Below are 26,098 nucleotides of genomic sequence, written 5' to 3'. Positions count from 1 at the left end.
TCCGGCGCGCTTAACTTGCATTTGCATCAACATTAACCCGCATTCGCATGAACAATGTCGCTAATCATTTGATTAACTGGCGCTAAATCCAATGACAGCGCATTGGTGACAAATGCCGGTTCTTTGCGCACGTTTTGCGCTAACACCAGGCCATCGGTATCGGCGGTGTCCACCCTAACGGTGGTTGATAAACCGATACGTAGCGGATGTTCAGTCAGCTGTTTGGCATCCAGTTCAATACGAACCGGCAAGCGCTGAACCACTTTGATCCAGTTGCCGGTGGCGTTTTGGGCGGGTAGCAGTGAGAAGGCGCTGCCTGTTCCCATATCCAGACCGACAACTTTCCCTTGGAAGACGACATCGTCACCGTAGAAATCAGTGACTACCGTGGCGGGTTGGCCAATACGCATATTGGCTAATTGTGTTTCTTTAAAGTTAGCGTCAATCCACATTTCATTAGCCGGAATGACCGCCATCAATGGCGCACCATTGGCAATTTCAGCGCCCACTTGCACGCTGCGACGCGAAACAAAACCGGTGATCGGGCTGACAACTTTGGTGCGTTGCAGGGCGAGCCAGGCATCACGCAGTTTGGCCGCAGCTTGTTCTACCGCCGGTTGTTTTTCCAAAGGTGTATTCAGAACCAGCGCCTGATTGGCGTTGTATTGTGCAATCGCCACATCCAATGAAGCTTGTGCTGCATCGACGGCATCACGAGCGTGTTGCAGTTCTTCACGACCAATTGCATCAACAGAACCCAGCACCACACGGCGTTTCAGATCATTCTGTGCTTTGCTCAGTTCAGTTTTCTTCAGCGCAATATTGGCCTGATACTGTTTGCTGTTAATGATGAGCTGGTGGGTTTGGCGCACGGTATTTGCCAGTGCAGTTTTCGCCTGCTCATAAGCTTGTTCAGCATCGGTTGGGTCAAGTGTTAACAGCACATCGCCACTTTTGACCAGATCAGTATTTTCAAAATTAACGCTGACCACACTGCCAGGAACCTGTGACATTATCTGTACCTGATTGCCCGAAACATAGGCATTATCAGTCTCTTGGTGATGACGCAGCACCAGGAACCAATAAATAAGGTAAGCCACCCCAATAATAATAAAAATACCCGTCAGTATTAGCAGCACGCGTTTACGTTGCTTCTTTTTATTCTGCGGTTGTTGCGGCACTTGAGCTTCCGCGTTTGTACTCATGGTGTTCCCCACATTTATATTATTTTATTTTGTGAACCATCACTGACGGGGGCCTGATAGCCACCACCGAGTGAACGGATCAAACCAATCTTGGCCTGCAATAAGTTGTTGCTGGCATTGAGTTCTGATTGCTGCTGTTGCAGGTATTGCGACTGGCTAATCAACAGTTCATCGCGCCCGATAATCCCTGCCGTATATCGAGCGTCGGCGACGTTATAAACCTTCTGCATGGATTGCGATGCGGATATAGCTTGCTGTAGCTGGAGTTGACTGCTTTGTTGGATGGTGATGGCATCCGCAGTTTCCCGCACAGCATTGAGGATGGTTTGGTTATAGGATTCAACTGCTTCATCATAAAGGGCTGACTCTTCACCTAACTTACTGCGCAACGCGCCAGCGTGGAAAATGGGCAGTGAGATGGCTGGAGCAAAGTTCCATGCCTGACTGGCCGCTTCCAACAGATTAGGGTTAGTGCCTTGGAAGTTAGTGGTAGAGAGCCCGGCAAATCCGGTAATGGATAAGCTGGGATAAAACTCTTTACGTGCTGCTTTAACTCGCTGGTCATAAGATTCAACCAGTTGGCGCTGAGCAGTAATATCCGGTCGTTTGCCCAGTAAATCCGTGGTCAGCTCGCCTTTAGGGGCCAGGCGGGTGATATCGGGTAATGGCACCTGGCGCAAATTTTGTGTGGCATTCGGGCCTTGCCCTGTCAGCGCTGCCAACTGATGTTTCAGTTGCTCACCTTGAGATTGCAGTTGAATGATTTGTTGTTTGGCCGTATCCGCCTGAGCTTTTGTTTGCTGTGGGATTTCAATGCCATAGATGCCCGCCTGATATTGCTTAGTGCGCAGTTCAGCCAGACGATCATTATTATCAACTTCCTGCTGCAACACATTTTGCAGGGCAAAATTACTCTGTAATTGGTAATAAACCGATGCCACTGAGCTGGTTAGTGTCAGCGCGGCCTGCTGTTGTTCTGCACGGGCAGCATTAACTTGTGCATTAGCTGCATTGACCCGATTGCGGTATTTACCCCACCAATCAAACTCATAGCTAAGATTCAGGCCAAGTGTATTGGAGGTTTCATACAAGGGCTTGTCAGGATACGACTGCAAGAACGGTTGTAGTGTATTTTGCGAAACTTTTTCCCGTTTACTGCTACCGTTGAGATCCAGGTTGGGGCCATTTGCTGCATCAGCCTGACCCACTACGCTTTGTGCTTCACGCACCCGTGCCGCCGCTTGTTTAAGCGAAGGCGAGGTTTGTAAGCTTTGGGACATCAAAGCATCAAGTTGGGGATCTTCCAGTACCCGCCACCACTGAGGACTGAGTGCCAACGAGCTGACTTTGGGGGGCGCCAATTGCAGTTGTTGGTTATCCAGCATTTGAGACTGAGGAGCAATATTATCGCTTGAGGCGCAGCCCGCCAGTATCAGCACGACGAGCAGGGGCGCGAGTCTCCAGCTATGTGGGGATGACATAGTGATTTACCTGGATAAAGTTATGTATCTGGATAGAACCGGTGGAATTATTGTTCCGGTATTTCCATTTGGTCCAAACGCGTCAGCAACTTGCGCGTCAGCGTTTCAAGCTGTTGCTGCTCGTCGGCGTCCAGTGTTGACCAAAGAAAATGCAGACACTTATGTTGTGGGGGAAGTAGCTGATTTAAAAACTCAACACCCGCCTCTGTCAGATGTAAATGCAAACAACGGCGGTCATTGTGGCTTTCGCGGCGTTCAATCCAGCCTTTCTTTTCCAACTCGTCAGCAATACGGGTGGCATTGGTGCGTGAAGACCCCAGTGCGGCACTGAGTTCTGACGGCTGAATACTGTGGCTCTCTTGTGCTTCCAGCGTAATTAGCGCCATAAACAGGGTCTCGTTAATCCCTTGAGCTTTCAGCATTTTATTGCGGTTTTCCAGCAATTTACTGTGCATATGCATACATAAGCGCGTCAGCAGAATTTCTTGGTAAGGGAAATCTTTCTGACGTTTGGCACGAGAGTTAAGCATCTGTTCGATGGGACTAAAGGAACTTTCCATTATAAGGAGCCTCATTAATTTCAAATGGTACAGTAACGGTAGTGACTAATAATGTAAACGGGTTAATAAGAGAAAAATTTAGCAATTCGTGTTATTCAGTCACTGTGTGTGAATAATTAGTATTATTAATTGTAAGGATATTGTGTTTCAGTTCACAATTCAGGCAAATTGTCATGCCAAAATCATCAGTAATTTGAATGTCAGGCCGTAACTGAGTGCTCCCAGTAACGTGGCGAAGATAATACTGCTGGTTTTATAAAAGCATCCGCAGATAACTAAAAAACCAATTAGTGTAGGAATTAATTTCTGTGGGTTATGCACTATCTCCGGGGTACTGGAAACCACCAACAACGCGCAGATAGAGGCGATCCCGATGCTGTCTAGCAACAGGGAGACTTTCCCTCGTTGCAGGCCTGCTTGTTTACGGGCAGGCCCAAGGCGCAGCGGCAGATAACGAAACAGGTAATTGACCGTTCCCACCACCAAACCAATGATCACAACATCCATATTCATGGCTTCGGCTCCTCTTTATCACTCTCGTTATTTTCTATAACGGCCTCGGGGACGGGTTGGAGTAGGGCTGCCAGGCATCCGCCGCCAATACCGGCCAAAATAGCCACCGGAATAGAGAACAGCAGCACGCCCAGCAAGGCTCCGGTCAGTGAAGCAATAACGGTAAGGCTGTATTGGCGTTTGAACGAGGCCAATAAGAAGCTGAGGAATAGCGCCGGGAGCATAAAGGAGAGTGATGCTTCAATCGCCGGGTAATTTTCCAGCGGCCCATTACCAAACATCGCGCCGATAGCGGTGCCAGCCACCCAAGACAACCAAGAGGTGAACGCGATGCCAAGCATCCAGTTTTCGCTCCAGCGCCGTTGATCTTTCATTAGCTTGGTTGTGGCGGCGGCAAACACTTCATCAGTAAGACCAAAGGCCCACAGCGCCGTTTTTTTGCCAGATAATTTGGTTACAATGCGGTGTTTCAGTGCAGGCCCGTACAATATATGGCGGACATCCATAGCCATCACGGTCAAGGCGGAAACCCACAATGACATCCCCGCGCTGAGCAGGGCGGTAATCACGAATTGGCTGGCTCCGGCATAAATAATGCAAGAAAAGAAAATACCTTCCCACGGAGTAAAGCCAAGTTTTACCGAACTCAAACCAAAGGCAAAAGCGACGGGTAGATAACCGATAACAATCGGTAGGCTATCGGTTATTCCTTCAATAAAGGTGGCGGTCGGCTGGGCCGTCGAGGGGGAGTCGGTAGTTTGGCTTTGCATAGGGTCAGCTATCGGTAATTTGAGTTATATATCCGTCATACTTCAAGCCGCATGTGCGAGAGAGCAGCCAACGCACATGCAACTCGAATTATTTAGGATATAGGATAAAGTTAAGTAACATTACCAGAGTGGTAATTGTCTTAATACCCTATAACCCAAATTTATATCTCAATTGATTATTAGTTAGCTAACTAATCAAGGTTACTCGACCGGTTGATTAGCTGGGGGATCAAAGCGTTTACCCGCCAACCAGGTGGTGATGTTCAAGATACACAGCACCAGTCCGGCAAGCGCCACACCATACCAGCCTGCATGTTGATAGGCGGCGGCTGAAATCAGGGAACCTAATGCCCCACCAATAAAGTAAGTGGTCATATAACCCGCAGTTAAGCGATTTCTGGCTTCTGGCATCATGCGGTATATCACGCTCTGATTGGTGACATGCACCCCTTGAACGGCCAGATCTAACACGATAATCCCGATTATCAGCGCAATGATTGAATGCTGTCCCAGGGCTATTGGGATCCATGACAACAGCAATAATATCAAACCCACGCTGGTGGTTATCCGCGCCTTTCCTTTATCTGCCAGTTGACCCGCTTTAGTGGCCATTAATGCACCCGCCGCCCCGACCAAACCAAATAGCCCGATGGTGGCTTCTGAATAGCCAAAAGGCGGTGAAGCCAGCAGGAAAGCCATTGACGTCCACAAGACACTAAAGTTGGCAAATGACAGTGCACCCAGTAAGGCGCGGGTGCGCAGCACCGGGGTACGGATAAATAAAGAAAATATTGAGCCGAGCAACTGACCATAATTGAGGCCGGAATGTTGCTTATAGCGCGGCAGATAGCGCCATAGAATCAACGCCATGATTATCATTAATACACTGGCAACCCAATAAATGGTCCGCCATCCCCCGATGGAGGCCAATGCGCCTGCCACCGTTCGTGCCAGTAAAATACCCAACAATAGGCCGCTCATGATGATGCCGACCACTTTGCCGCGTTTTTCCGGTGCAGCCAGTGTGGCGGCTAAGGGCACCAGCAATTGCGCTACCACGGAGAACAAGCCGGTGAGAGCGGTGCCGACAATCATCATTGCGAGGTTTTGCGACATCGCGGTAATCAGCATGCCGCCAGCTGCCAGCAGAGTCATGCCGACAATCAACCCGCGCCGCTCAAACATATCCCCCAAAGGAACCAGGAACATTAACCCCACCGCGTAGCCTAACTGAGCCGCTGTTACGATGAAACCGGCCTGATTGACCGAAAGATTAAAGGCTTGTGCAATGGTTTCCAGCAATGGCTGGGCATAATAGTTGCTGGCAACCGCCAGTCCGGTAGCGACCGACATCAAGACAATCAATGCTGGGCTTAAACCGGCGTTTTCGGTTTTTTGTGTCATAACGAATTATTCTGAATTGAAAAGAGCGACAGTATTAGATAAATAAGGGTGATAAACCAATAGATAAATTTTACCTCACTTTAATTCAGTTTAGTTTTGGGTAGGTTTGGTTGATGGTTGATTAAGTGATTTAGTTCGGTTGTTAGAGCAGACCGGATCATCTTTCGGTTGATATTCGTTCAGTGATCACTTTACCTCCGCGGCCTCAACCGAGCAGGAGGGCAAGCCGGCCCTCCTGCACCTGCGGCTTGCGCGAAATATTGCCCTACGGGTAAACCTCCTGCGTCTTTCGGGCTGACGAGCCAGCGCGATGGGCATCCCTGCCCAAGCGCGCTTTTCGCGGGCGTCCATGCCCGCTCACTCTACCCTCCATCCTTGTCGGCAATATTCCTGATTGCGCTCAACGTCAAAATCTAATTCAAGACCAAAAACGATGGTTTTGGTCTTGATGTTAAAAGCATATTTGAGCAGCCGAGTGAAGAATGTAGCAAGGGAAATCCGCCATGGACGGCGGATTTAGGCGTCACGCGGAGGGACCCGCGTAAAGCCGTCCCGTCAGCGAAATGATGAGTGAGGGAACCCACGCAGTGGGCAGGCGATACGTGCGCAAGCGCAGGATTCCACAAGGGGGCCGCTGCCCCCTTTGGCGGTTGGTTCATCGGAGGTTAAGTGGGCCGTGAAGTTTTAACAACCGAACGAGATCACTTAATCAACCGAAACAATGCTCCCATGCTTTAACCACCGAACCTGATCACCAAACCAAACTTTACTCCGAAATAAAACTCACATGCGCTGCCACAATCCGCCAGCCGCAGGGCAGCTTAACCCATGTTTGCATCTGTCGGCCGACTCGTGAAGTGCCTTCACGGTAGAATTCGGTACTGGCAACCGCTATGTCCTCACCAAAAGTGGTGATCACCGTATTCTCTAAAGTACGATCCAAACCTTTTGATGGTCGGCTCTGGCGAAACGCTCTGATGGCATCAATGCCAAACAGATCCTCTCCCGCACCAAAGCGCACAGTGCGGCTATCGTGCCAAAACAATTCATCCAATACCGGAATATCGTTGCTAATCAACGCCTGTTCATAGCGGTAAAATGCTTCATTCACCTGTGCAAGGATCGCTGGGCGATCGATAAATTCATTTTTCATTTTATTGCTCCCATCGAAAGGTGCTTCCTAAATAACGCTACTGACCGGCGCGCTCACTAATCCTTGTTGTTCTAATGCATAAGCGGCACGTAAACAGAGGTCTTCGCGCCACGGTGCGGCAATGAGTTGCACCCCGATTGGCAGGCCGCCAGCCGTTCTCAATGGGACGGTTACCACTGGCAGGCCGAGGAACGAAATAGGCTGGGTTAGCATCCCCATACTGGCGCGAATGGGGAGCTCGGTATCATTGATTCGCATCATCTCCTGACCAATAATAGTGGCGCTGCAAGGTGTTGCGGGCGCAATCAAAATATCCCAATGTTCAAATAACGGCAGGATTTGTTGACGGAAATGGTGGCGAAAACGTTGGGCCTGAATATACCAACTTGCTGGTAGCATGGCTCCGGCTAATAGCCGTTCCCGTGAGTGCGGCTCAAAACGTTGTGGCGATTTTCTTAGGGCAGGGAGATACTGATTTCCGCCTTCGGCAGCACTGATGATAAATGCGGCTGTGCGGGCCAAATCACTCTGTGGCATCTCGACTTCGGTGGTCGCTTCCAGCCCTTTGGCGACGACCTGCACCACAGCTTTGGCATCATCGTCACACCATTGCTGGAAATACCCGCCCAGCACGGCACTTCGCAAGCCATGCTGACCACGCGAGAGTAAATTCAGACAGGGTGAGACAGGTTTATCCGATTGAAAACTGTCCTGAATATCCGTTCCTTGCATCACATCATAGACGGCGGCTAAATCTTGCGTGCAGCGCGCCATCGGGCCGATACTGTCCAAACTGGCGACAAATGGGTGAGTGCCGCGGCGTGATAATCGGCCAAAAGTCGGCTTCAGCCCGAAAATACCGCATAGCGAAGCCGGAACCCGAATAGAGCCGTTGGTATCGCTGCCAAGCGCGAAATTAACCAGCCCCGCAGCAACCGCTGCCGCCGATCCACCGGAGGAGCCACCAGCAATACGGTTAACATCGCGCGGATTACGCGTGGCACCGTAATGGCTGTTTTCGGTGGTAAAACCATAGGCGTAAGCATCCATATTCAGCATGCCGGACAACATAGCCCCTTGTTGAGCGAGGCGTGAAATAACCGGCGCATCTTGCCTCGCTGGCGCGCGTTCACAAAACAGGCTGGCTCCGGCAAGCGTGGTTTCACCCGCCACATCAAACAGATTTTTTACCGCATAGGGAATGGCTGCCAAGGCGGGCAGAGCTTGCCCTTTGGCGCGTAAGGTATCCAGCCGATATGCTTCACTGAGCATACGATCTGCGGTGATATGGGTATAAGCATTGATCGCGGGATTGGCCGCGCTGATGGTATCCAACGTGTGTAAGGCTATTTCTTGTGCGGATAATTCACCCTGATTGAGCGCTTGCTGAATTTCGGTGATAGTCAGAGTTGAAATCTGTTTCATAACCGGTATACCCCGGCTATCTCTTGCTTTTCATCCAGAGGCAGCGCCATCAAGGGGCCAGCCATAGTAGCAATGCGTTCAAATTGTTGTAGCAATGCCGCGCGGCGGGTGTCGTCCAACTCTAATGCTAATAATATTTCCATTTGCCGAATGTAAGCAGCCCAATCCATAGCATTTTTTTCTGATGTTTCTTTCATGACAATTCCTGTGCTGAATAAGTAAATTGTGGATGAAATCAATAACCGGCGGCGCTGCCATTACTGCGTGGGTCAAATGCGCCTTCTAACATGCCATTACGGTGGCGAACAATAGCTCCGGCATGGCCGACAACCTCGCTAAAATCGGGTAGTAGTTCAACCTGATGCCCGCGTTGGCGCAGGTAATCAAGGGTTTCGGCCCCGAAACGTGCCTCCAATTTCAGTGAGTCAGAGCTTTCCCCCCACGTGCGCCCCAATAGCCAGCGTGGTGCGGTGATGGATTGTTGTAAGGGCAAGCCTTGCACAATGTGGCGGATAAACACCGCCGCTTGGGTTTGTGGCTGACCATCTCCGCCCATCGCGCCATACACCAGGGTTCGGCCATCCTTCAGGCGGGCAGCGGCAGGGTTTAAGGTGTGAAATGGCTGTCTTCCCGGCGCTAACGCTAGCAGATGCTTGGGATCAAGACTGAAAGATGCGCCACGGTTTTGCCAAATAATGCCCGTCGTGGGCAGTAGCACTCCACTACCAAATTCATGATAAATACTCTGAATAAAGGAAACCGCCAGCCCATTGTTGTCGATCACCCCCATCCAGACGGTATCACCTGGCCCGCGACCACTGCCCCAATTGGCGGCTTGCTCGCTATTGATGTAAGCCGCCAGTTGGTCGAGCGGCTCTTTTTCCAGTAGGGATTGTGGACAATGCTCCATCCACAGCGGATCGGTAATCACCTGATCACGCAGCCCAAAGGCGAGTTTGGTTGCCTCCACGAGGGTGTGAATGGTTTGACCTTCACTCATTTGGGCGACCGATTTGCGGTCAGCCAATCCGAGAATCGCCAGTGATACCAAACCTTGCGTCGGTGGCGTCAGGTTGAAGACTTCACCTTGCTGGTGGCGTAGCCGCAGAGGTGTACAGCGTTTAGGCCGATATTGCGCCAGATCTTGGGCGGTAATCGGCATTTTTGCGGCGGTAATATCAATGATGATTTTTTCAGCTAGCGGGCCGCGATAAAAGCTACTTAGCCCTTGCTCTGCCAGCGCTGTCAGCGTTTGGCCCAATTGCGGCTGAACAAAGTGTTCGCCCGCTGTTGGAATATTGCCTTGCGGTATAAAAACGTCGGTAAAATCAGTGAATTCAGCCAGCTCATTGGATTTAGCTCGGGTGGCTGCTTCTTGGGACGGGGTGACCGGAATACCGCGTGTAGCGTAGGTAATCGCATCTGCCAGTAAGCGGCGCAGTGGCAGGGTATTTTCACCGAGTTCGCGAGCAACATTCAGCGCTTCTTCCCAGCCGCCGACAGTTCCGGCAACCGTCAATGCGGCTTGCGGCCCACGGTGCGGGATCTGTTGATATGTGCTGTAGCGCTCAAGCGTCGCGAGCTCACCTGCGGCTCCACTGGCATCGATGGCAATCGGATCGCCATTGGGCGGGACAATCAGCCAGAAACCATCGCCACCCAGTCCATTCATATGTGGATAAACCACCGCTATGGTGGCCGCCGCTGCGACCATGGCTTCAATTGCGTTGCCGCCTTCACGTAATACAGCGAGGGCACTTTCACTGGCTAAATGATGTGGGGTAACCGCCATTCCTTGCGGTGCCATGTTGCTGTTGATCATTTCTGCTTTCCTTATCACCCATTTATTGAAATAGAAAACTGAGGTAGCAGAAACTAAGCAAGAGGCGTTCCACAATGTCGGATTTTATGTAACGAATGAAAATTCTCATATTAGCGCTGGGGACTTGTGTGCTATGTTCCGCGAAAATGCCTATGCTGAAACGATAGTTTCATTGGCCGGAGAAGGGTATGAAACAGATTGATGAGCGTTTGCGGGCGCATTACGCGCAATTAACCCCGCAGGAGCAGCGCGTTACCGATTTTATTTTTGGTCATTTTGATGACTTGATCAGTTACAACAGCGCCGAGTTGGCGCGGCTGAGTGGCGTGTCTAAGGCGACGGTCAGCCGCCTGTTTAAACGGCTGGGTTATAGCAGCTATCGAGAAATGCGGGAAGAGGTGCGAACCTTGCGCCAAAGCGGAATGCCGCTGACCGATAATCGCGATGCTGTGCAAGGGAATACCTTGTTGGCGCGCCATTATAAGCAGGAAATGGCAAACCTGACTCATTGGGTAAATCAATTAGATAGCCAGCAATTTAGCGACATTATCAATGCCTTGATGCGGGCACCGCGTATCTTGTTATTGGGGTTACGTAACAGTTATCCGATTGCTTTGCATCTACGCCAGCAATTGTTGCAGGTTCGTCAGTCTGTCCAGTTAATCCCGCAAGCAGGGCAAACATTGTCAGAGGAGTTAGTCGATGCCGGGCCGCGTGATGTGGTGGTGGTGGTGGCATTCCGACGCCGCCCGAAAGTTATCCGCGAAATTTTGCTGCAAATGCAGGTGCAAGGTGTGCCTACCTTGCTGATTTGTGAGCCGCAAGCCCAGTCGTTGCTGTCATTAGCACACTGGCGGTTAACTACGCCGCTCGACAGTGTGTCTGCCTTTGACAGTTATTCTTCGGCCATGAGTTTGGCAAATTTACTCAGTAATGCGTTGCTGCATGAAATGTTGACACAGGGCCGACAGCGCATTCATCAAATTGCTGATTTGTATGACGCTTTCGGCGAGCTGGAGCAACGTTAACTTCAGTGTTTGAAAGGGTTATCGTACCTAGGGGCGCTCCGGCGGCGTAAGCCGCTTTCGACCCCAACGGCACGCTTCCCTTTCAGTTAGCATTGTTTGTGATTGATTGCCTCTCTATGGTGCAAATAAATTATCCTTCTGCACTTTTTTTGTGAATATCTGCTCCGATTTATTCCTCCGATTTATTCCCTACATAGCGTGATGCCACTAATAATGGGACTTTCATCTTGGTGGTTTATTGGCACAGTAGTTGCAACGATGGTTTCAGTAATTTGGTTTTAAGAATCCATTGTTTCATTACTGCATTATCGGAGATAAGCTATGAACATGAAAAAGCGGTTGTTGGCATTACTGGGTGCAGCACTGATATTGGTCCAGGTTCCCGCTGTATTAGCTGATCAATTAGAGCAAATTCAACAGCGTGGCGTGTTACGAGTAGCTGTTCCGCAGGATTTCCCCCCATTTGGTTCCGTCGGAACGGATCTTCAGCCGCAAGGCTATGACATCGATATGGCGCATTATCTGGCCGATAAAATGAAACTAAAGTTGCAACTGGTGCCAGTGACCAGCGCTAACCGCGTTCCTTATCTGCAAACCGATAAAGTGGATTTGGTGATTTCCAGCTTGGGTAAAAATCCTGAGCGGGAAAAAGCGATCGCCTTTAGTCGTGCGTATGCGCCGTTTTTCCTTGGTGTTTTTGGTGCGAAAGAGGATGCACTGAAACAGCCAGAGCAACTGGCCGGTAAAACTGTCGGTGTGACGCGCGGGGCGGTAGAAGATATGGTGCTGAGTGAGTTAGCGCCCAAAGATGCCCAAATAAAACGTTATGAGGATAACAACACCACGTTATCAGCCTATTTGTCCGGGCAGGTGGATTATCTGGCAACCGGAAATTTGGTGGTAAGTGCCTTGGCCCGTCAGAATCCAGCTCAGGCACCTGTGGCGAAATTTATGCTGAAAGACTCACCGTGTTATATCGGTTTACGTCAGGGGGAACCGGCACTGAAAGCTAAGGTTGATGCGCTGATTGTTGAAGCTTTGCAAGATAAAACCCTGAATGGCTTGTCCGAAAAATGGCTGAAAGCCCCGTTACCAGCCGATCTCGGTGCATAACAGGAGCGAGCGATGACCTATCAGCTGAATTTTCCTGCTCTGTGGCCCTATCTGCCCGAGTTGTTATCGGGTTTATTGATCACTATTGAGCTGACGGCTATCGCAACCTTGGGGGGGATCGCACTGGGGATTGTCGGCGCGGCGATCCGCTGTAGTCATGACCCTCGGCTTAATAAAGTCATCTTGCGGCGAGTATGGAGCGGTTATGTGGAAATTGTGCGTAATACCCCTTTTGTGGTGCAGTTGTTTTTCATCGTTTTTGGTTTACCGACGCTGGGGTTGAAATTAAGCGCCGGGCAGGCTGCGGTGTTGGCGATGACAATAAATTTAGGCGCTTACAGCACGGAGATTATCCGCGCCGGGATTCAGGCCAGTGCCAAAGGTCAGTGGGAAGCGGGAAGAGTACTGGGTTTGAGCCGCAGTCAGACATTTTTTCGGGTGATTTTACCACCGTCATTGCAGCGCATTTATCCAGCACTGGTCAGCCAATGCATCATAGTGATGCTCGGCTCTGCGGTGGTGTCGCAGGTGTCATTCGAAGAACTGACATTTGCTGCCAACCTGATTCAGTCACGTACCTTCCTCAGTTTTGAGGTCTATTTGGTGACCACATTGCTGTACCTGTTGTTGTCTATTGCGATGCGTCAGTTGTTGTTGGCGGCTGGACGCCGATTCTTTGGGAGCCGTGCCTCATGATGTTTACTGATTGGGATATCACCCGCAACCTGCTGCTGGCAGCTCGCTGGACGCTGCTACTGTCATTGACCGCCTTTCTCGGCGGGACTTTGGTGACATTGCCGCTGATGCTGATGCGCTTGAGCCGTTGGCGCTGGATGACACTTTTTGTCCGCGGTTACACCGAGCTATTTCAGGGCACACCGCTATTGATGCAGCTGTTTTTGGCTTTCTTCGGGTTGGCACTGTTGGGCATTGATGTCAGTCCGTGGGCGGCGGCGGCGATGGCATTGACGCTGTTCACCAGTGCCTTTCTGGTGGATATCTGGTGTGGCAGTATTGATGCTTTACCGAAAGGTCAGTGGGAAGCCTCCCGCTGTTTGGGCCTGAGTTTCAGCCAAACCTTATTTCGGGTGATTGCGCCACAAGCGACGCGTATTGCGATTGCACCTACGGTGGGGTTTTCAGTGCAAGTCATCAAAGGGACGGCGCTGGCATCCATCATCGGTTTTGTTGAGCTGACCAAAGCCGGAACTATGTTAAATAATGTCACTTATCAGCCATTTAAAGTGTTTGGCTTGGTGGCGCTGGGCTATTTCCTGATGTGTTATCCCTTGTCGCGTTACAGCCATTATCTGGAGAAGAAATTCCATGCCGCTGATCACCATTAATCAGGTTCAAAAATACTATGGCCAGAATCATGTGCTGAAAGGGGTGGATCTGGATATCGAGATCGGCGAAGTCATTTCGATCATTGGCCGCAGCGGTTCAGGTAAAAGCACCTTGCTGCGCTGCATGAATGGGCTGGAAGGCTATCAGGACGGCAGTATCAAACTCGGCGGGATGACGGTGACCAACCGCGATTCGCAAGCGCGTGAAATTAGCCGCTCAGTGGGGATGGTATTTCAGAACTTCAATTTGTTCCCGCATATGACTGCACTTGAGAATGTGATGCTGGCACCGCGCCGAGTCTTGAAAAAGAGCGCTGCCGAGTGTCGTGACCTGGCAGCAGAGATGTTGACCAAAGTCGGGCTGGCGGATCGGATGGATTATTACCCTGCCAATCTTTCTGGCGGCCAGCAGCAACGAGTGGCCATTGCCCGCGCGTTGGCGATGCAACCTAAGGTCTTGTTGTGTGATGAAATTACCTCTGCACTGGATCCTGAGCTGGTGGGAGAAGTGCTAAAAGTTCTTGAGCAGCTAGCTGCTGAAGGCATGACCTTGATTCTGGTAACCCATGAGATGAATTTTGCGCGTGAAGTCGGTGACCGTGTGGTGTTTATGCATCAGGGGCGGGTGTGGGAGCAGGGCGAAAGTCGTGCGTTATTTGCTCAGCCACAAACAGCTGAATTAAAACAATTTATATCCTCAGTGCGTGGTTTGTAGGAAACATTTTACTGATTCATATAAGAATGGAGATTTTCTATGTCGGCAGTTAACCATAACCCGTTGTTTAGTCAGATTAATCCACCGGCACGGTTGCTGATGGGGCCGGGGCCGATCAATGCCGATCCACGGGTACTGCGCGCGATGGCAAGCCAGTTGATCGGGCAATATGATCCGGCGATGACGGATTATATGAATCAGGTGATGGCGCTGTATCGCGGTGTTTTCCGCACTAAAAATCAGTGGACGATGTTGGTTGATGGCACCTCCCGCGCCGGTATCGAGGCTGTTTTGCTGTCGTCTATTCGACCGGGCGATAAAGTGCTGGTGCCGGTTTTTGGTCGTTTCGGCCATTTGTTATGTGAAATTGCCCGCCGTTGCCGCGCCGAGGTCCATATCATTGAAGTGCCGTGGGGCGAAGTATTCACACCGGATATGATTGAGGATGCCATCAAGAAAGTGCGCCCGCGCCTGTTGTTGACGGTACAGGGCGACACATCAACCACCATGTTGCAACCGCTGGCCGAACTGGGCGAAATTTGCCGCCGTCATCAAGTGCTATTTTATACCGATGCCACTGCATCATTAGGTGGAAACGTATTGGAAACAGATGCATGGGGACTGGATGCAGTCTCGGCTGGGCTACAAAAGTGCCTCGGTGGGCCATCGGGCAGTTCTCCGGTGACGCTGAGTCCACGATTTGCTGAACAAATTCGGCGTCGCAACTGTATTGAACAGGGGATCCGCACGGCGGATCATGCTGATGGCGATGAAGAGATGATCTATTCCAATTACTTTGATCTGGGCATGATCATGGATTATTGGGGGCCGGAGCGCCTGAATCATCATACTGAGGCGACCAGCATGTTGTTCGCCGCCCGAGAATGTGCGCGGGTGATGCTGGAGGAAGGTTTGGATAACGGCATTGCGCGTCATGCCTTGCACGGCGCGGCATTGCTCGCGGGGATTCAAGGCATGGGGCTTGCCGTTTTCGGTGACCTGAAGCATCGCATGAACAATGTGTTGGGCGTGGTCATTCCGGCGGGGATCCACGGTGAACAAGTTAGGCAATTGATGTTGAATGATTTTGGTATTGAGATAGGTACTTCGTTTGGGCCGCTGAATGGCAAAATTTGGCGTATAGGCACGATGGGGTATAACGCCCGTAAAGATTGTGTGATGCAAACACTGGTAGCTCTTGAAGCGGTGTTGAACCGGTTAGGGTTTGTCACTGTTCAGGGCGCTGGGCTGCAAGCGGCGTGGGGTGTCTATCAGGTTGAACAAAACTGATGGCCGTTACCCTGCCTGATGCCGAGGCAGAGCAAGCCGCATTACGGGTATTAGCCCGTTGTGATGTGCTGGCGGCAATCAGTGAGTCCCCCGATATGCTGACGCGAGTGTATTTGTCTCCTGAGCATTTGCGGGCAAATCAGCAAGTGGGGGAATGGATGCGGGCGGTTGGCATGCAGGTTTGGCAGGATCCGGTCGGAAATATCTGTGGCCGTTATGAAGGTTTGCAATCTGATGCACCAGCCATATTACTGGGTTCTCATCTTGATACAGTGCGCAATGCCGGCCGTTATGATGGCATGCTGGGGGTATTAGGCGCATTGGAGGTGGTGGGCTACTTACACCGCCAACAGCGGCGCTTACCGGTTGCCATTGAGGTGATTGGTTTTGCCGACGAAGAAGGGACACGGTTTGGCATCACGTTGCTCGGCAGTAAAGGAATTACCGGCCGTTGGCCCGCAGATTGGTTGAGTAAAACAGATGCCGAGGGGGTCAGTGTGGCGCAGGCGATGGCGAATGTCGGCCTCGATCCGATGGCGGTTGCTCAAGCGCAGCGGGCAACCCGTGATTTATGTGCCTATCTTGAATTGCATATTGAGCAAGGGCCGAGTTTGGAAAAGGCCGGTTTGGCATTGGGTGTGGTGAGCGCAATCAATGGTGCTCGTCGTCTGAATTGCCACTTTACCGGGCTGGCGGGTCATGCTGGTACCGTGCCAATGGGGCTGCGGCAGGATGCATTAGCGGGTGCAGCGGAATGGATTTGTTCCGTTGAGCGGTTAGCCGAGAGCTATGGCGAGCATTTGGTGGCGACGGTGGGGACTCTGGCCTGTTTGCCTGGTGCGGTGAATGTGATTGCGGGGGAGGTGAAGCTGACTCTGGATATTCGGGGGCCGCAGGACAGTAGCGCCAGCAAGTTATTGGCTCATTTATTGGCGCAAGCTGAGGTGATAGCGGCGCGCCGTGGCCTGACTTTTGCAGCGCAAGAGTTTTACCACATCAATGCAACCGGCTGTGATGATAATTTGCAGCAACACATTAGTGCCAGTGTTAGTCAGGTGCAGGGGCGCTCATTAGCGCTGCCCAGCGGCGCAGGTCATGACGCCATTGCGGTGGCGGAGTGTTGGCCGGTAGGGATGTTATTTGTGCGCTGCAAAGGTGGGGTCAGTCATCATCCTGATGAATCGGTGACTTGCAGTGATGTAGCAATGGGGATTCAGGCTTATCTGGAAACGGTGTTGTCGTGTGCGGCATCAGAGACGCGGTGGACGGTAAGTTAAACGTACTTGGGGAGTACTTTTGTCGCCTGCTCCCCATCGTTCAGCACTTACAACAATAAAAACTTATCGGTATCGTGGAAAGCCGGAAACCTTTCCCGATAGGCTTGTAAGGTTTCTAAAGACAACTCTGCATCCAGTTGCGCCGCTTGCCCCAGTTCTGCCTGGGCCAGAATCTCGCCCTGAGCATCCAAAATCACACTATCACCCTGATAATGATGACCATTATCATCATGACCAACCCGATTGCAGCCAGCGACATAAGCCTGATTTTCTATTGCTCGTGCCGCCAATAGCGTTTGCCAATGTTTAGCGCGGGCGGCAGGCCAGTTAGCGACATACAGAGCTAAATCATAATCTTGCTGATTGCGCGACCACACCGGAAAGCGCAGGTCATAACAGACTTGCGGCAGAATTCGCCAGCCGCGCCACTCAACAACTTTACGCTCTTTACCCGCCAGGTAGTGATGGTGCTCACCAGCCATACGGAATAAGTGGCGTTTGTCATAGTGATGGATTGTTCCATCTGGCTGCACCAACAGAAAACGGTTAACCGCGCCGTCAGGGGTATTCAGAGCTACGCTGCCGCCAATCAGGGCATTGGTGCGCACCGACCAGTGGCGTAACCAATCAATAACCTCAGTTTCTGGCAATGCATTTTCAGCGGCATTCATCGCGAAACCGGTGGTAAACATTTCCGGCAATACAATCACATCACGCTGCTGTATGGATTCCAGCAACATGTCAAAGTGGCGTAGATTCGCCTGAGCATCCAGCCACACCAGCGGTTGTTGCAGCAGAGTTAGTTTTAAAGTTGACACAATCGCTCCGCAGCAGCATCCAGCGTGGCATCCTGTTTGGCGAAGCACAACCGGATTAATTTATGGGGGAATGGGCCTGCGCAGAATACTGATAAAGGTATCGCGGCGACACCTACGTGTTCGGTGAGCCATTTGCAGAACTCAACATCGTCGAGATCAGAAATAGCGCTGTAGTCGGCCAACAAGAAGTAGGTTCCTTCACTGGGCAGAATATTGAATCGGCTGGCTGACAGCGCATTGACGAATCGATCTCGGCGCGCGCGGTAGAATTCCGGCAATTGTTGCCAATGTTCCGGTTCGCTATTAAGCATGTCAGCCAGTGCACACTGGACTGGAGTGCACACCGAAAATGTCAAATATTGGTGAATTTTGCGGACTTCGGCACTGATCGCCACGGGGGCGATGCAATAACCCGCTTTCCAGCCGGTCATATGAAAAGTTTTGCCGAAAGAGGAGACTGCAATAGCCCGCTGGCGCAATTGTGGATGGGCCAACACACTGGCATGGCCTGCCGCGCTGAAGCAAATATGTTCGTATACTTCATCACTGAGAACATAAATATTGCGCTCAGCAATCACTTGCCACAATTGTTCAAAATCTGCTGCGCGCCACACTGTTGCCGAGGGGTTATGTGGCGTATTCACAATCACCAATCGGGTGCGTTCAGATATCAAATCAGCAAACTCAGCCCAGTCGGTGTTGAATGCGGGAGGTTTAAGCGCAATGCGTTTGAGTATTCCTCCGGCCAATTTAACTACTGGGGCATAACTGTCATAGCTGGGATCGAAGCAAATAACTTCGTCGCCTGGGCGCACCAACGCGGTAATGGCGGCAAAGAGAGCTTCGCTGGCACCGGTGGTGACAGTGACTTCGCTATCGGCATCGGGTTTCCAGCCATAGATTTTAGCTGTTTTCTCGGCGATGGCGGTGCGTAGCGGTGCGACGCCGGTCATGGGAGCATATTGGTTTGCGCCCTGACTAACATGATAGGCTAATCGTTGTTTTAAATAATCTGGGCCATCAAAATCAGGGAAGCCTTGCGACAGGTTAATTGCTTGATGTTTTTGCGCCAATGCACTCATTTGCGTAAAGATTGTGGTGCCCTGTGCGGGTAATTTACTGTCTGGAATAAAAGATAAAGTGCTCATGGCAGGTGAATACTCCTGGCGCTGTATGTTGCTGTCAATATAACACGATGTTAAGATTTGGCAATCAAGACGCTTAGATGTTTAAACGGCTAAATGACGAAATTGGCTAAGCATAGATAAAATTGTGCTAATGATTTTTTTGCGCTAACAAATGTCGTCATGCCGATTGCAGTGGCAACATGCCATAGCACATCAACACCACAACAGGGATATGCAATGACAGAAAATGTACAACTCGGCGCGCTGCTAGCCGCCTGCCACTGGATTGGCGAGAAGGGCTGGTGCCCAGCGACCGGCGGCAATATGTCCCTGCGACTGGATTCCACTCAATGTCTGGTTACGGAGTCGGGCAAAGATAAAGGGAGTTTGACTGCGGATGATTTTTTGCTGGTGGAGACGGCCAATAACCATGTTCCCAGCGGGCGCACCCCGTCAGCGGAAACGGGCCTGCATACCCTGCTTTATCGGCTGTACCCTGAAATCAATGCGGTATTACATACTCACTCGGTGAATGCTACGGTGCTATCGCGCGTCGAGCGTAGCAATGAGTTGGTATTGCACGGCTACGAGATGCAGAAATCCCTCTCAGGGCAACGCAGTCATCTGGATAGCGTGGTGATCCCCATCTTCGATAATGATCAGGATATCCCGGCCTTGGCACAGCGAGTTGCCGCGCTGGCTGATAATCATCCATTACGTTATGGCTTTTTGGTCCGTGGGCATGGTTTGTATTGTTGGGGAAATAGTGTGTCTGAAGCCCGCCGTCATTTGGAAGGGCTGGAATTTTTGTTCCAGTGTGAACTGCAACGCCGTCTGTTGGATGCCAATTTTAAACTGGGGGCAAAATGATTCAGGCAATAGTGACCGATATTGAAGGCACCACTACCGACATCCGCTTTGTTCACCAAGTGTTGTTTCCCTATGCCCGCGAGCGGTTGACGCCTTTTTTACGTCAACATCAGCAGGATGAAGAGGTTGCGAGCGCACTGCTCAGCTTGCGGCGTGAAATTGAACAACCGGATGCAGATATTGAAACTCTGATTACCACATTGCACAGTTTTATGGATGAAGACCGCAAATCTACTGCACTAAAAGCCATTCAGGGCATTATTTGGCGCAGCGGCTATCTGCAAGGTGATTTTCGTGGCCATCTGTACCCCGATGTTCCGCCGCAACTGGCTGATTGGCAGCAGCAAGGGCTGAAGTTGTATATCTATTCATCCGGCTCGGTTGATGCTCAGAAATTATTGTTTGGTTACAGTGATGCAGGTGATTTACAGCCATTATTCAGTGGTTATTTTGATACCCATGTTGGGGCAAAGCGCGAAGTGAGCGCTTACCAGAATATTGCTCATCAGCTGGCTATTGCCCCGCAAGCATTGCTGTTTTTATCTGATATCCGCCAGGAATTGGATGCCGCACAGCTTGCCGGTTGGCAGACTTGTCAGTTGATTCGAGATCTTCCCGACAGCGAAAGCCGTCATCCCCAAGTCAGCCGTTTTGATGAAATAGACATAGAGGGTTTTACAGCATGAGCGGATTAACCATTTTTAGTGATGAGCAGCCAGAACAGCCGCTGTGGCAAAGCCGCGATGCTGAGGAAATTCAACAGCAATTGACCGCTATTGGCGTACGATTTGAGCGCTGGCAGGCGGATCGCGAACTGGGCGAGAACCCACAACCGGACGCTGTGATTGCAGCTTATCAGCATGAAATTAACCGGTTGGTCGCGGAAAAGGGCTATCAGAGCTGGGATGTGATCAGTATGCGTCCTGATAATGAGCAGCGTGAAGTATTGCGCGAGAAATTCTTATCAGAACATACCCACGGTGAAGATGAAGTGCGTTTCTTCGTCGAAGGAACTGGGTTATTTTGCTTGCATCTCAATGATAAGATTTACCAAATTCTTTGTGAAAAGAATGATTTACTGTCAGTTCCAGCGGATACACCGCATTGGTTTGATATGGGTTCTAAACCGAATTTTACCGCTATTCGGGTATTTGATAATCCAGAGGGTTGGGTGGCGCGTTTTACCGGCGATAAGATAGCCGATGCCTACCCGCGTCTGGACTAATCCCCTCCGTCCTTAAAGCCGCAGGGGTGTCAGCTACGCTCGCTTACCTGCGACTCCAATGACTTTGGGGATAATATTTCAAATACTGCTTAACTCTTCGGCTGGAAGAACCCTGCGGCGACTTGTTCTGGCGTGATAACACCGCTATCTAGCACCCAGCCACTGATTAATGCGGCTGGGGTAACATCAAACGCCGGGTTATACACCGGCGCATTCGCAGGTGCCCATTGGCAATGGCCGAAACCGCCTGATACCCCTTTGACTTCGCTGGCATCCCGTTGCTCTATGGGGATGGCCGCACCATTTGGGCAGTCAGGATCATGAGTGGTATGCGGGGCCGCTACGTAGAATGGAATGCGGTGATAATGCGCCAATACGGCCAAACTGTAGGTACCAATTTTATTCGCTACATCACCATTCGCCGCAATGCGATCAGCGCCCACCCAGACAGCATCGACTCTGCCCTGAGCCATCAGGCTGGCAGCCATCGAATCACAAATTAATTGATAGGGAATCCCTAATTCGCCGAGTTCCCAGGCGGTTAAGCGACCACCTTGCAGCAATGGGCGGGTTTCATCTACCCACACCTGCTTGATCTTACCTTGCTGATGCGCTTTCAGTAGCACGCCGATAGCCGTACCAATGCCCGCAGTGGCGAGCCCGCCGGTGTTGCAGTGGGTGAGTAAGTTGCTGCCAGGTTTAACCAATTGCACCCCATGCTGGGCAATCTGCTCACATAACTCGCGGTCTTCCTCGACCAGACGCAATGCTTCGTGAGGCATGGCTGCGACCCAATTAGCCTGCAATAACGCCTGCTGCATCCGCGCCAGATTATTCATTAAATTCACGGCGGTTGGACGCGATTCCCGCAGCGCAATCAGTGCTTGTTCAAGCTGGGCTTGCGGCAAACCGCGCTCTGCCAACAAAGCCAACAGCAGGCTGGCTGATAAGCCAATCAATGGCGCGCCGCGTACGCGCAGCGCTTGAATATGCTCAATCAGCAATTCCACCGTATCGGCGGACAGCCATTCCTGGCGTTGTGGCAAGGTTTGTTGGTCAAGTATCCACAGCTTCCCATCAACAATCTTTAAGCTGGTCGTTTGTAAATCAAGCGTGTTAAGCGTCTGCATTGTCAGTTAAATCCATGTTGCGTTATTGCATCTGGTTTCTTATTCTGCCAACATACCTTACGGATGTGTAGACGTCTATATGGTTTTACGCCTAAATACGGATTTTTTTGCTCGAACAGGGAATAATTTCACGGCTAAGCAAATGGTTGGCGGTGAGTGAATCAGAATCAGATAAAGAATAATGAGGTTGAAGATGTCGCGCTACCATACATTTACTGCTACGGATGCCGTTGAATATGCTCGCCAATTTGGTCAAATAGCTGATCCACTGGCGCTGGTGACAGCCGACGAAATTGGCGATGGGAATCTCAACCTGGTGTTTAAAATCCGTGATGCTACCGGGATTAGTCGGGTGATTGTTAAACAAGCACTGCCTTATGTGCGTTGTGTGGGGGAGTCCTGGCCGCTGACTCTGGATCGCGCCAGAATTGAAGCAGAAACTCTGTTAACCCACAGCCAATTTTGCCCACAACATACGGTTAATGTTCTGCATCACGATGCAGAGTTGGCGGTGATGGTTCAGGAAGACTTATCTGATCACGAAATCTGGCGCAGTGAATTGGTGAAGGGAAAATACTATCCGCAAGCGGCGGGGCAATTAGCTGAGTATTTAGCGCAAACCTTATTCCATACGTCCGATTTTTATCAGTCGGCCCAAGCTAAAAAGGCCGCAGTCAGCCGCTATATCAACCCGGAATTGTGCCAAATTACCGAAGATCTGTTCTTTACTGATCCCTACATTGATCATGAGCGTAATAATTTCGATCCGGCTCTATTACCCGAGGTGCTGGCATTACGTCAGGATGATGCACTCAAGTTGGCTGTCGCTTCGCTAAAGCACCGTTTTTTGAGCAAAGCCGAAGCATTGCTGCACGGTGATATTCATAGTGGTTCTATTTTTGTTGCCGAGGGGCGGCTGAAAGCCATCGATGCCGAGTTTGGTTTCTATGGCCCGATAGGTTTTGATGTGGGTACCGCACTGGGTAATTTACTGCTTAACTACTCTGGTCTGCCGGGGTTAGCTGGCCCAAGGGACGCGGCGGCGGGCCGTGAACAGCGGTTGAAAGATATTCATATTTTGTGGGAAACCTTCGCCCACCGTTTTCTGGCATTAAGCGAGGAAAAAACACAAGATTCAGCGTTGGCAACGGCGGGTTACGCCCAGCTATTTCTACAGCAGGTTTGGCAAGATGCAGTGGGATATTGTGGCAGTGAATTGATTCGGCGCACCATTGGGTTGGCCCATGTGGCTGATTTGGATAGTATCGCTGATGATGAGATGCGCCGGGCATGCCAGCGGCATGCTTTGAGTTTGGGGCATACTTTGATTTTGGCAGCGCCACGCATAGATAGCATTGATGATTTTATTGCACGTATTAGACAGAATGGATAGCAAAGATTATCCATAGCTCAACGCGATAGTCATATGAATGAAAATATAATGACCCCGTTAAGTAATACGGGGTTTTTTATTATGTGAATCACTATTACTCATAGTATTTATAATAATTAAAAATCACATGGCTAATATTCCATTTAATGATTGGTATAGCGGTAAAGCTAAAGTGATATTAATGTTTTTTATTGTCATGATTATTTTTGTTTATAGCTTATTATTTCATTGCTTTTAGTTGAACCTCCTGTGTCTTAGATGATTGTCTTTGATTTTAGTATATATATTTCAATTTGTTGCGTTATTATCCTGCTATCTATAATAAACAAAGTTGCTCCAATAAGTTAATTGAATGAGATGTAATTATTATTTAATGTTGATTATGATGTATCTACCATAAATAACTATTTGTTATAAATATGAACTGAATATTAGTCTGAAACAACAGCGACCCCTCTTTAAGATATTTATAACTATTACAGCTAGCACATTCTGTTTAATTTTATTTTTTATAAAGGTACAACTAAAAATTAATCCTAATGGACCAGCGTTAAATAACTAAGATTTCTTTATTTAAACTGGCGTTGTCATCATGCTAAGCAGGCGTATTTTATGCGATATTTTTATTATCCAGAAAAATCACGGTATCAGAATTACTTTAGCTTTATGGTAATAATATCAATCCTTTTTTTTTGTTCGCAGGCCGTTGCCGCTCCTCAGGTTATAAATGTACCGAATGCTGGTGCGATTAGTAACGAAATACGGCAAACCACACCGGAACCACTGCTTGCGCCACAGAAGGCTGAAGTTAAGCTTCCGCCTTTGATTTCGGCCCCTTCGATTGGTCGTTCTACAGCGACGGAAACAATCATTTTGCGTGAAGTTAGATTTGAGGGTGATACTCAGTTATTACAGTCTGGCGACGGAAATAATAAAGCGCTACGTGGAGTCATTATTCCCTGGCTAGGGCAGAGATTAACCTTTAGCGATTTGCAATCCATGACTTTGGCGGTCACTCGTTTCTATCGACAACAGGGATTTGTTGCCGCTCAGGCAATATTGCCGCCACAAACTATTCGTGAAGGTATGGTCGTCATTCGTATTATTGGTGGCCGATTAGATAATCCGGAAGTCAATAATCTAAGTCGATTGAACACTGACTTTGCTACTGCTGTGATTGAAAGTAATAGTTGCAGTAAAGAAGTCGGATTCTTTGGTAATAAAGATTGTGCGGCTTCACCGGCTGAATTATCTCGTCTTGAAAGAACTGCTCTCATTCTTAATGAAATACCGGGAGTTGATGCGGCTTTGGCATTAAAGCCAGGAACCCAATCGGGAATGACAAGAATTTATGCTGATATTACCCCAGGACAGACCGCGATGGGATATATCGGCATAGATAATCAAGGTAATGATTACTCTGGTCATAATCGGTTATTAGCCGGAGGGGCTGCCAATAATCTGACGGGGTGGGGAGATCAATTACGAACCGATTTTATTTTATCCAGCTCGGCAGATGTATTCAATGGCATGCTGGATTACAATTTTCCGATTAATACCTATGGCACCCGCGCAGCGCTTAATTATAGCTATTTGGATTATACCCTGAAGGGGCCTTTCGAAATATTGGATGCTCGAGGTCATTCTAACCGTTGGGGCATTAATCTGAGTCATCCGTGGATACGTAATTCGGCGGCTCGGATTGATGCGAATGCAGGTTACTATCAGAGCAGAATGCGTGATGCACTTATTCTGTTACCGGAACAAAAACGTAATCTGGATGCCGGTGAGTTTGGGATTGATGGCACTTTTTCCGCAGTGCCACGTGGGTTAAGTCATTTTAATTTACTGGGTACAGCCGGTCATCTTTCATTGGATGACGAATTTAGTCAGAGCATGAATTCATTGACCGGTATTAGCGGTACTTTTGCCCGCTTTAATTATCGCGCGGGTCATGATCAAGGTTTTGGCCCTTATTTCTCTTTCTTCAACCAATTTACCGGTCAAATGGCCAGTAAGAATCTTGATAGCTCACAAAAACTGCTGTTGGGAGGACCATTGGCGGCTCGGGCTTACGGTATTGGCGCAGGAGCGGTGGATAAAGGCACGCTTTTTACCACCGAATTACGGACTCGCTGGCAACCCCCGCTTCCAGACTGGGCTGGTGCGGGCAATCAAATCACGGTTGCGGCATTTTTTGACCAAGGATGGGGATCCTATTTTCGCCAGCCTATCGAGGGACTGACGGGAAATAATATTAACCTATCAGGCTTTGGTGCCTATATCACTCTCTCTCGTCCGGCAGATTATTTTTTGAATCTGACTTGGGCACACCGCACCGGCCAGGCTGCAACTTCTCAACCGGATAACGACCAACTTTGGCTTAGCGCTTACAAGTTGTTTTAGCGCTTATCGGCATATTTGTCAGATTTA

Annotated in this window: 25 protein-coding genes; 12 read left to right on the top strand and 13 right to left on the bottom strand. The window is 49.9% G+C overall.

The features are described 5' to 3' along the window. Window positions 1-32: 32 nt before the first annotated feature. The 10 genes from emrA to QSV56_RS04080 all read right to left on the bottom strand — a co-directional run bounded on the left by emrA (window position 33) and on the right by QSV56_RS04080 (window position 10,333). The gene (gene emrA, locus QSV56_RS04125) at window positions 33-1,205 is read right to left on the bottom strand and encodes a multidrug efflux MFS transporter periplasmic adaptor subunit EmrA (RefSeq protein WP_019081390.1); all 1,173 of its coding nucleotides are present in this window, start codon (window positions 1,203-1,205) and stop codon (window positions 33-35) included. Window positions 1,206-1,219: 14 nt separating this feature from the next. Then, window positions 1,220-2,686: an efflux transporter outer membrane subunit gene (locus QSV56_RS04120; RefSeq protein ID WP_046051504.1), complete on the bottom strand. Its 1,467-nt coding sequence runs from the start codon at window positions 2,684-2,686 to the stop codon at window positions 1,220-1,222. A 47-nt stretch (window positions 2,687-2,733) separates the two neighbouring features. Next, window positions 2,734-3,246, bottom strand: a complete 513-nt coding sequence (gene mprA, locus QSV56_RS04115; RefSeq protein WP_005165011.1) for a transcriptional repressor MprA — start codon at window positions 3,244-3,246, stop codon at window positions 2,734-2,736. A 171-nt stretch (window positions 3,247-3,417) separates the two neighbouring features. Continuing rightward, window positions 3,418-3,759: an L-valine transporter subunit YgaH gene (gene ygaH / locus QSV56_RS04110; RefSeq protein ID WP_019081388.1), complete on the bottom strand. Its 342-nt coding sequence runs from the start codon at window positions 3,757-3,759 to the stop codon at window positions 3,418-3,420. After that, on the bottom strand, window positions 3,756-4,529 hold the full coding sequence (locus tag QSV56_RS04105; protein WP_019081387.1) for an AzlC family ABC transporter permease: 774 nt from the start codon (window positions 4,527-4,529) through the stop codon (window positions 3,756-3,758). Before QSV56_RS04105 ends, ygaH begins: the two co-directional genes overlap by 4 nt. A 201-nt stretch (window positions 4,530-4,730) precedes the next feature. Next, the gene (locus tag QSV56_RS04100) at window positions 4,731-5,933 is read right to left on the bottom strand and encodes an MFS transporter (RefSeq protein WP_301210848.1); all 1,203 of its coding nucleotides are present in this window, start codon (window positions 5,931-5,933) and stop codon (window positions 4,731-4,733) included. Window positions 5,934-6,699: 766 nt separating this feature from the next. Continuing rightward, window positions 6,700-7,086 carry an oxalurate catabolism protein HpxZ gene (gene hpxZ / locus QSV56_RS04095; RefSeq protein ID WP_301210846.1) on the bottom strand — a complete coding sequence of 129 codons (387 nt, stop codon included), beginning with the start codon at window positions 7,084-7,086 and terminating at the stop codon, window positions 6,700-6,702. A gap of 27 nt (window positions 7,087-7,113) precedes the next feature. Then, on the bottom strand, window positions 7,114-8,511 hold the full coding sequence (locus QSV56_RS04090; protein ID WP_050130691.1) for an AtzE family amidohydrolase: 1,398 nt from the start codon (window positions 8,509-8,511) through the stop codon (window positions 7,114-7,116). Continuing rightward, the gene (gene hpxX / locus QSV56_RS04085; protein ID WP_005164999.1) at window positions 8,508-8,708 is read right to left on the bottom strand and encodes an oxalurate catabolism protein HpxX; all 201 of its coding nucleotides are present in this window, start codon (window positions 8,706-8,708) and stop codon (window positions 8,508-8,510) included. Before hpxX ends, QSV56_RS04090 begins: the two co-directional genes overlap by 4 nt. Before the next feature lie 38 nt (window positions 8,709-8,746). Beyond that, window positions 8,747-10,333 (bottom strand): gamma-glutamyltransferase family protein, encoded by a 1,587-nt coding sequence (locus QSV56_RS04080; RefSeq protein WP_301210843.1) that lies wholly within the window; start codon window positions 10,331-10,333, stop codon window positions 8,747-8,749. A 188-nt stretch (window positions 10,334-10,521) separates the two neighbouring features. Here QSV56_RS04080 and QSV56_RS04075 point away from each other — a divergent pair, with 188 nt between their 5' ends. The 7 genes from QSV56_RS04075 (at window position 10,522) to hpxK (ending at window position 17,102) form a co-directional block, all read left to right on the top strand. Further along, a complete protein-coding gene (locus QSV56_RS04075; RefSeq protein WP_005164995.1) occupies window positions 10,522-11,361 on the top strand; it encodes a MurR/RpiR family transcriptional regulator in 840 nt (279 codons plus the stop codon). Window positions 11,362-11,682: 321 nt separating this feature from the next. Then, a complete protein-coding gene (locus QSV56_RS04070; protein ID WP_019081381.1) occupies window positions 11,683-12,474 on the top strand; it encodes a transporter substrate-binding domain-containing protein in 792 nt (263 codons plus the stop codon). 12 nt (window positions 12,475-12,486) lie between these two features. Then, complete coding sequence (locus tag QSV56_RS04065; RefSeq protein ID WP_050162333.1) at window positions 12,487-13,170, top strand: amino acid ABC transporter permease; 684 nt, start codon at window positions 12,487-12,489, stop codon at window positions 13,168-13,170. Beyond that, entirely contained in the window at window positions 13,167-13,820 is a 654-nt protein-coding gene (locus QSV56_RS04060; RefSeq protein WP_301210840.1) for an amino acid ABC transporter permease, read from the top strand. Before QSV56_RS04065 ends, QSV56_RS04060 begins: the two co-directional genes overlap by 4 nt. Further along, on the top strand, window positions 13,801-14,535 hold the full coding sequence (locus QSV56_RS04055) for an amino acid ABC transporter ATP-binding protein (RefSeq protein ID WP_019082492.1): 735 nt from the start codon (window positions 13,801-13,803) through the stop codon (window positions 14,533-14,535). The genes QSV56_RS04060 and QSV56_RS04055 overlap by 20 nt, the downstream gene beginning before the upstream one ends. A gap of 39 nt (window positions 14,536-14,574) precedes the next feature. Then, a complete protein-coding gene (locus QSV56_RS04050) occupies window positions 14,575-15,825 on the top strand; it encodes an alanine--glyoxylate aminotransferase family protein (protein WP_050321668.1) in 1,251 nt (416 codons plus the stop codon). Then, on the top strand, window positions 15,825-17,102 hold the full coding sequence (hpxK, locus tag QSV56_RS04045; protein ID WP_050162331.1) for an allantoate amidohydrolase: 1,278 nt from the start codon (window positions 15,825-15,827) through the stop codon (window positions 17,100-17,102). The genes QSV56_RS04050 and hpxK overlap by 1 nt, the downstream gene beginning before the upstream one ends. 47 nt (window positions 17,103-17,149) lie before the next feature. Here the strand turns inward: hpxK and QSV56_RS04040 are convergent, their stop codons facing one another. Both QSV56_RS04040 and QSV56_RS04035 read right to left on the bottom strand, forming a co-directional pair. Then, window positions 17,150-17,920, bottom strand: coding sequence for an amidohydrolase (locus QSV56_RS04040; protein WP_046051497.1), 771 nt, complete (start codon window positions 17,918-17,920; stop codon window positions 17,150-17,152). After that, on the bottom strand, window positions 17,908-19,068 hold the full coding sequence (locus QSV56_RS04035; RefSeq protein ID WP_301210832.1) for a pyridoxal phosphate-dependent aminotransferase: 1,161 nt from the start codon (window positions 19,066-19,068) through the stop codon (window positions 17,908-17,910). Before QSV56_RS04035 ends, QSV56_RS04040 begins: the two co-directional genes overlap by 13 nt. 216 nt (window positions 19,069-19,284) lie before the next feature. On the opposite strand from QSV56_RS04035, the gene QSV56_RS04030 reads away from it, so the two are divergent. From QSV56_RS04030 to QSV56_RS04020, 3 genes are read left to right on the top strand one after another with little or no spacing between them, the layout of a single operon-like run. Next, complete coding sequence (locus tag QSV56_RS04030) at window positions 19,285-19,917, top strand: methylthioribulose 1-phosphate dehydratase (protein WP_026018049.1); 633 nt, start codon at window positions 19,285-19,287, stop codon at window positions 19,915-19,917. Next, a complete protein-coding gene (gene mtnC / locus QSV56_RS04025) occupies window positions 19,914-20,603 on the top strand; it encodes an acireductone synthase (protein ID WP_301210829.1) in 690 nt (229 codons plus the stop codon). Before QSV56_RS04030 ends, mtnC begins: the two co-directional genes overlap by 4 nt. After that, a complete protein-coding gene (locus tag QSV56_RS04020) occupies window positions 20,600-21,142 on the top strand; it encodes an acireductone dioxygenase (RefSeq protein ID WP_019081371.1) in 543 nt (180 codons plus the stop codon). Before mtnC ends, QSV56_RS04020 begins: the two co-directional genes overlap by 4 nt. An 89-nt stretch (window positions 21,143-21,231) precedes the next feature. Here QSV56_RS04020 and mtnA read toward each other — a convergent pair whose 3' ends face one another. Beyond that, window positions 21,232-22,272 carry an S-methyl-5-thioribose-1-phosphate isomerase gene (mtnA, locus tag QSV56_RS04015; RefSeq protein ID WP_242365340.1) on the bottom strand — a complete coding sequence of 347 codons (1,041 nt, stop codon included), beginning with the start codon at window positions 22,270-22,272 and terminating at the stop codon, window positions 21,232-21,234. Window positions 22,273-22,465: 193 nt separating this feature from the next. Between mtnA and mtnK the strand changes: the two genes are divergently transcribed. Beyond that, a complete protein-coding gene (gene mtnK / locus QSV56_RS04010; protein WP_301210825.1) occupies window positions 22,466-23,665 on the top strand; it encodes an S-methyl-5-thioribose kinase in 1,200 nt (399 codons plus the stop codon). Window positions 23,666-24,277: 612 nt separating this feature from the next. Next, window positions 24,278-26,071, top strand: coding sequence for a ShlB/FhaC/HecB family hemolysin secretion/activation protein (locus QSV56_RS04005; protein ID WP_301210823.1), 1,794 nt, complete (start codon window positions 24,278-24,280; stop codon window positions 26,069-26,071). The last annotated feature ends 27 nt before the right edge of the window (window positions 26,072-26,098 follow it).

Origin of the sequence: Yersinia sp. 22-579 (assembly GCF_030433455.1) — a bacterium.
GTDB lineage: Bacteria > Pseudomonadota > Gammaproteobacteria > Enterobacterales > Enterobacteriaceae > Yersinia > Yersinia enterocolitica.
This window is presented reverse-complemented; position numbering and strand designations above follow the sequence as displayed.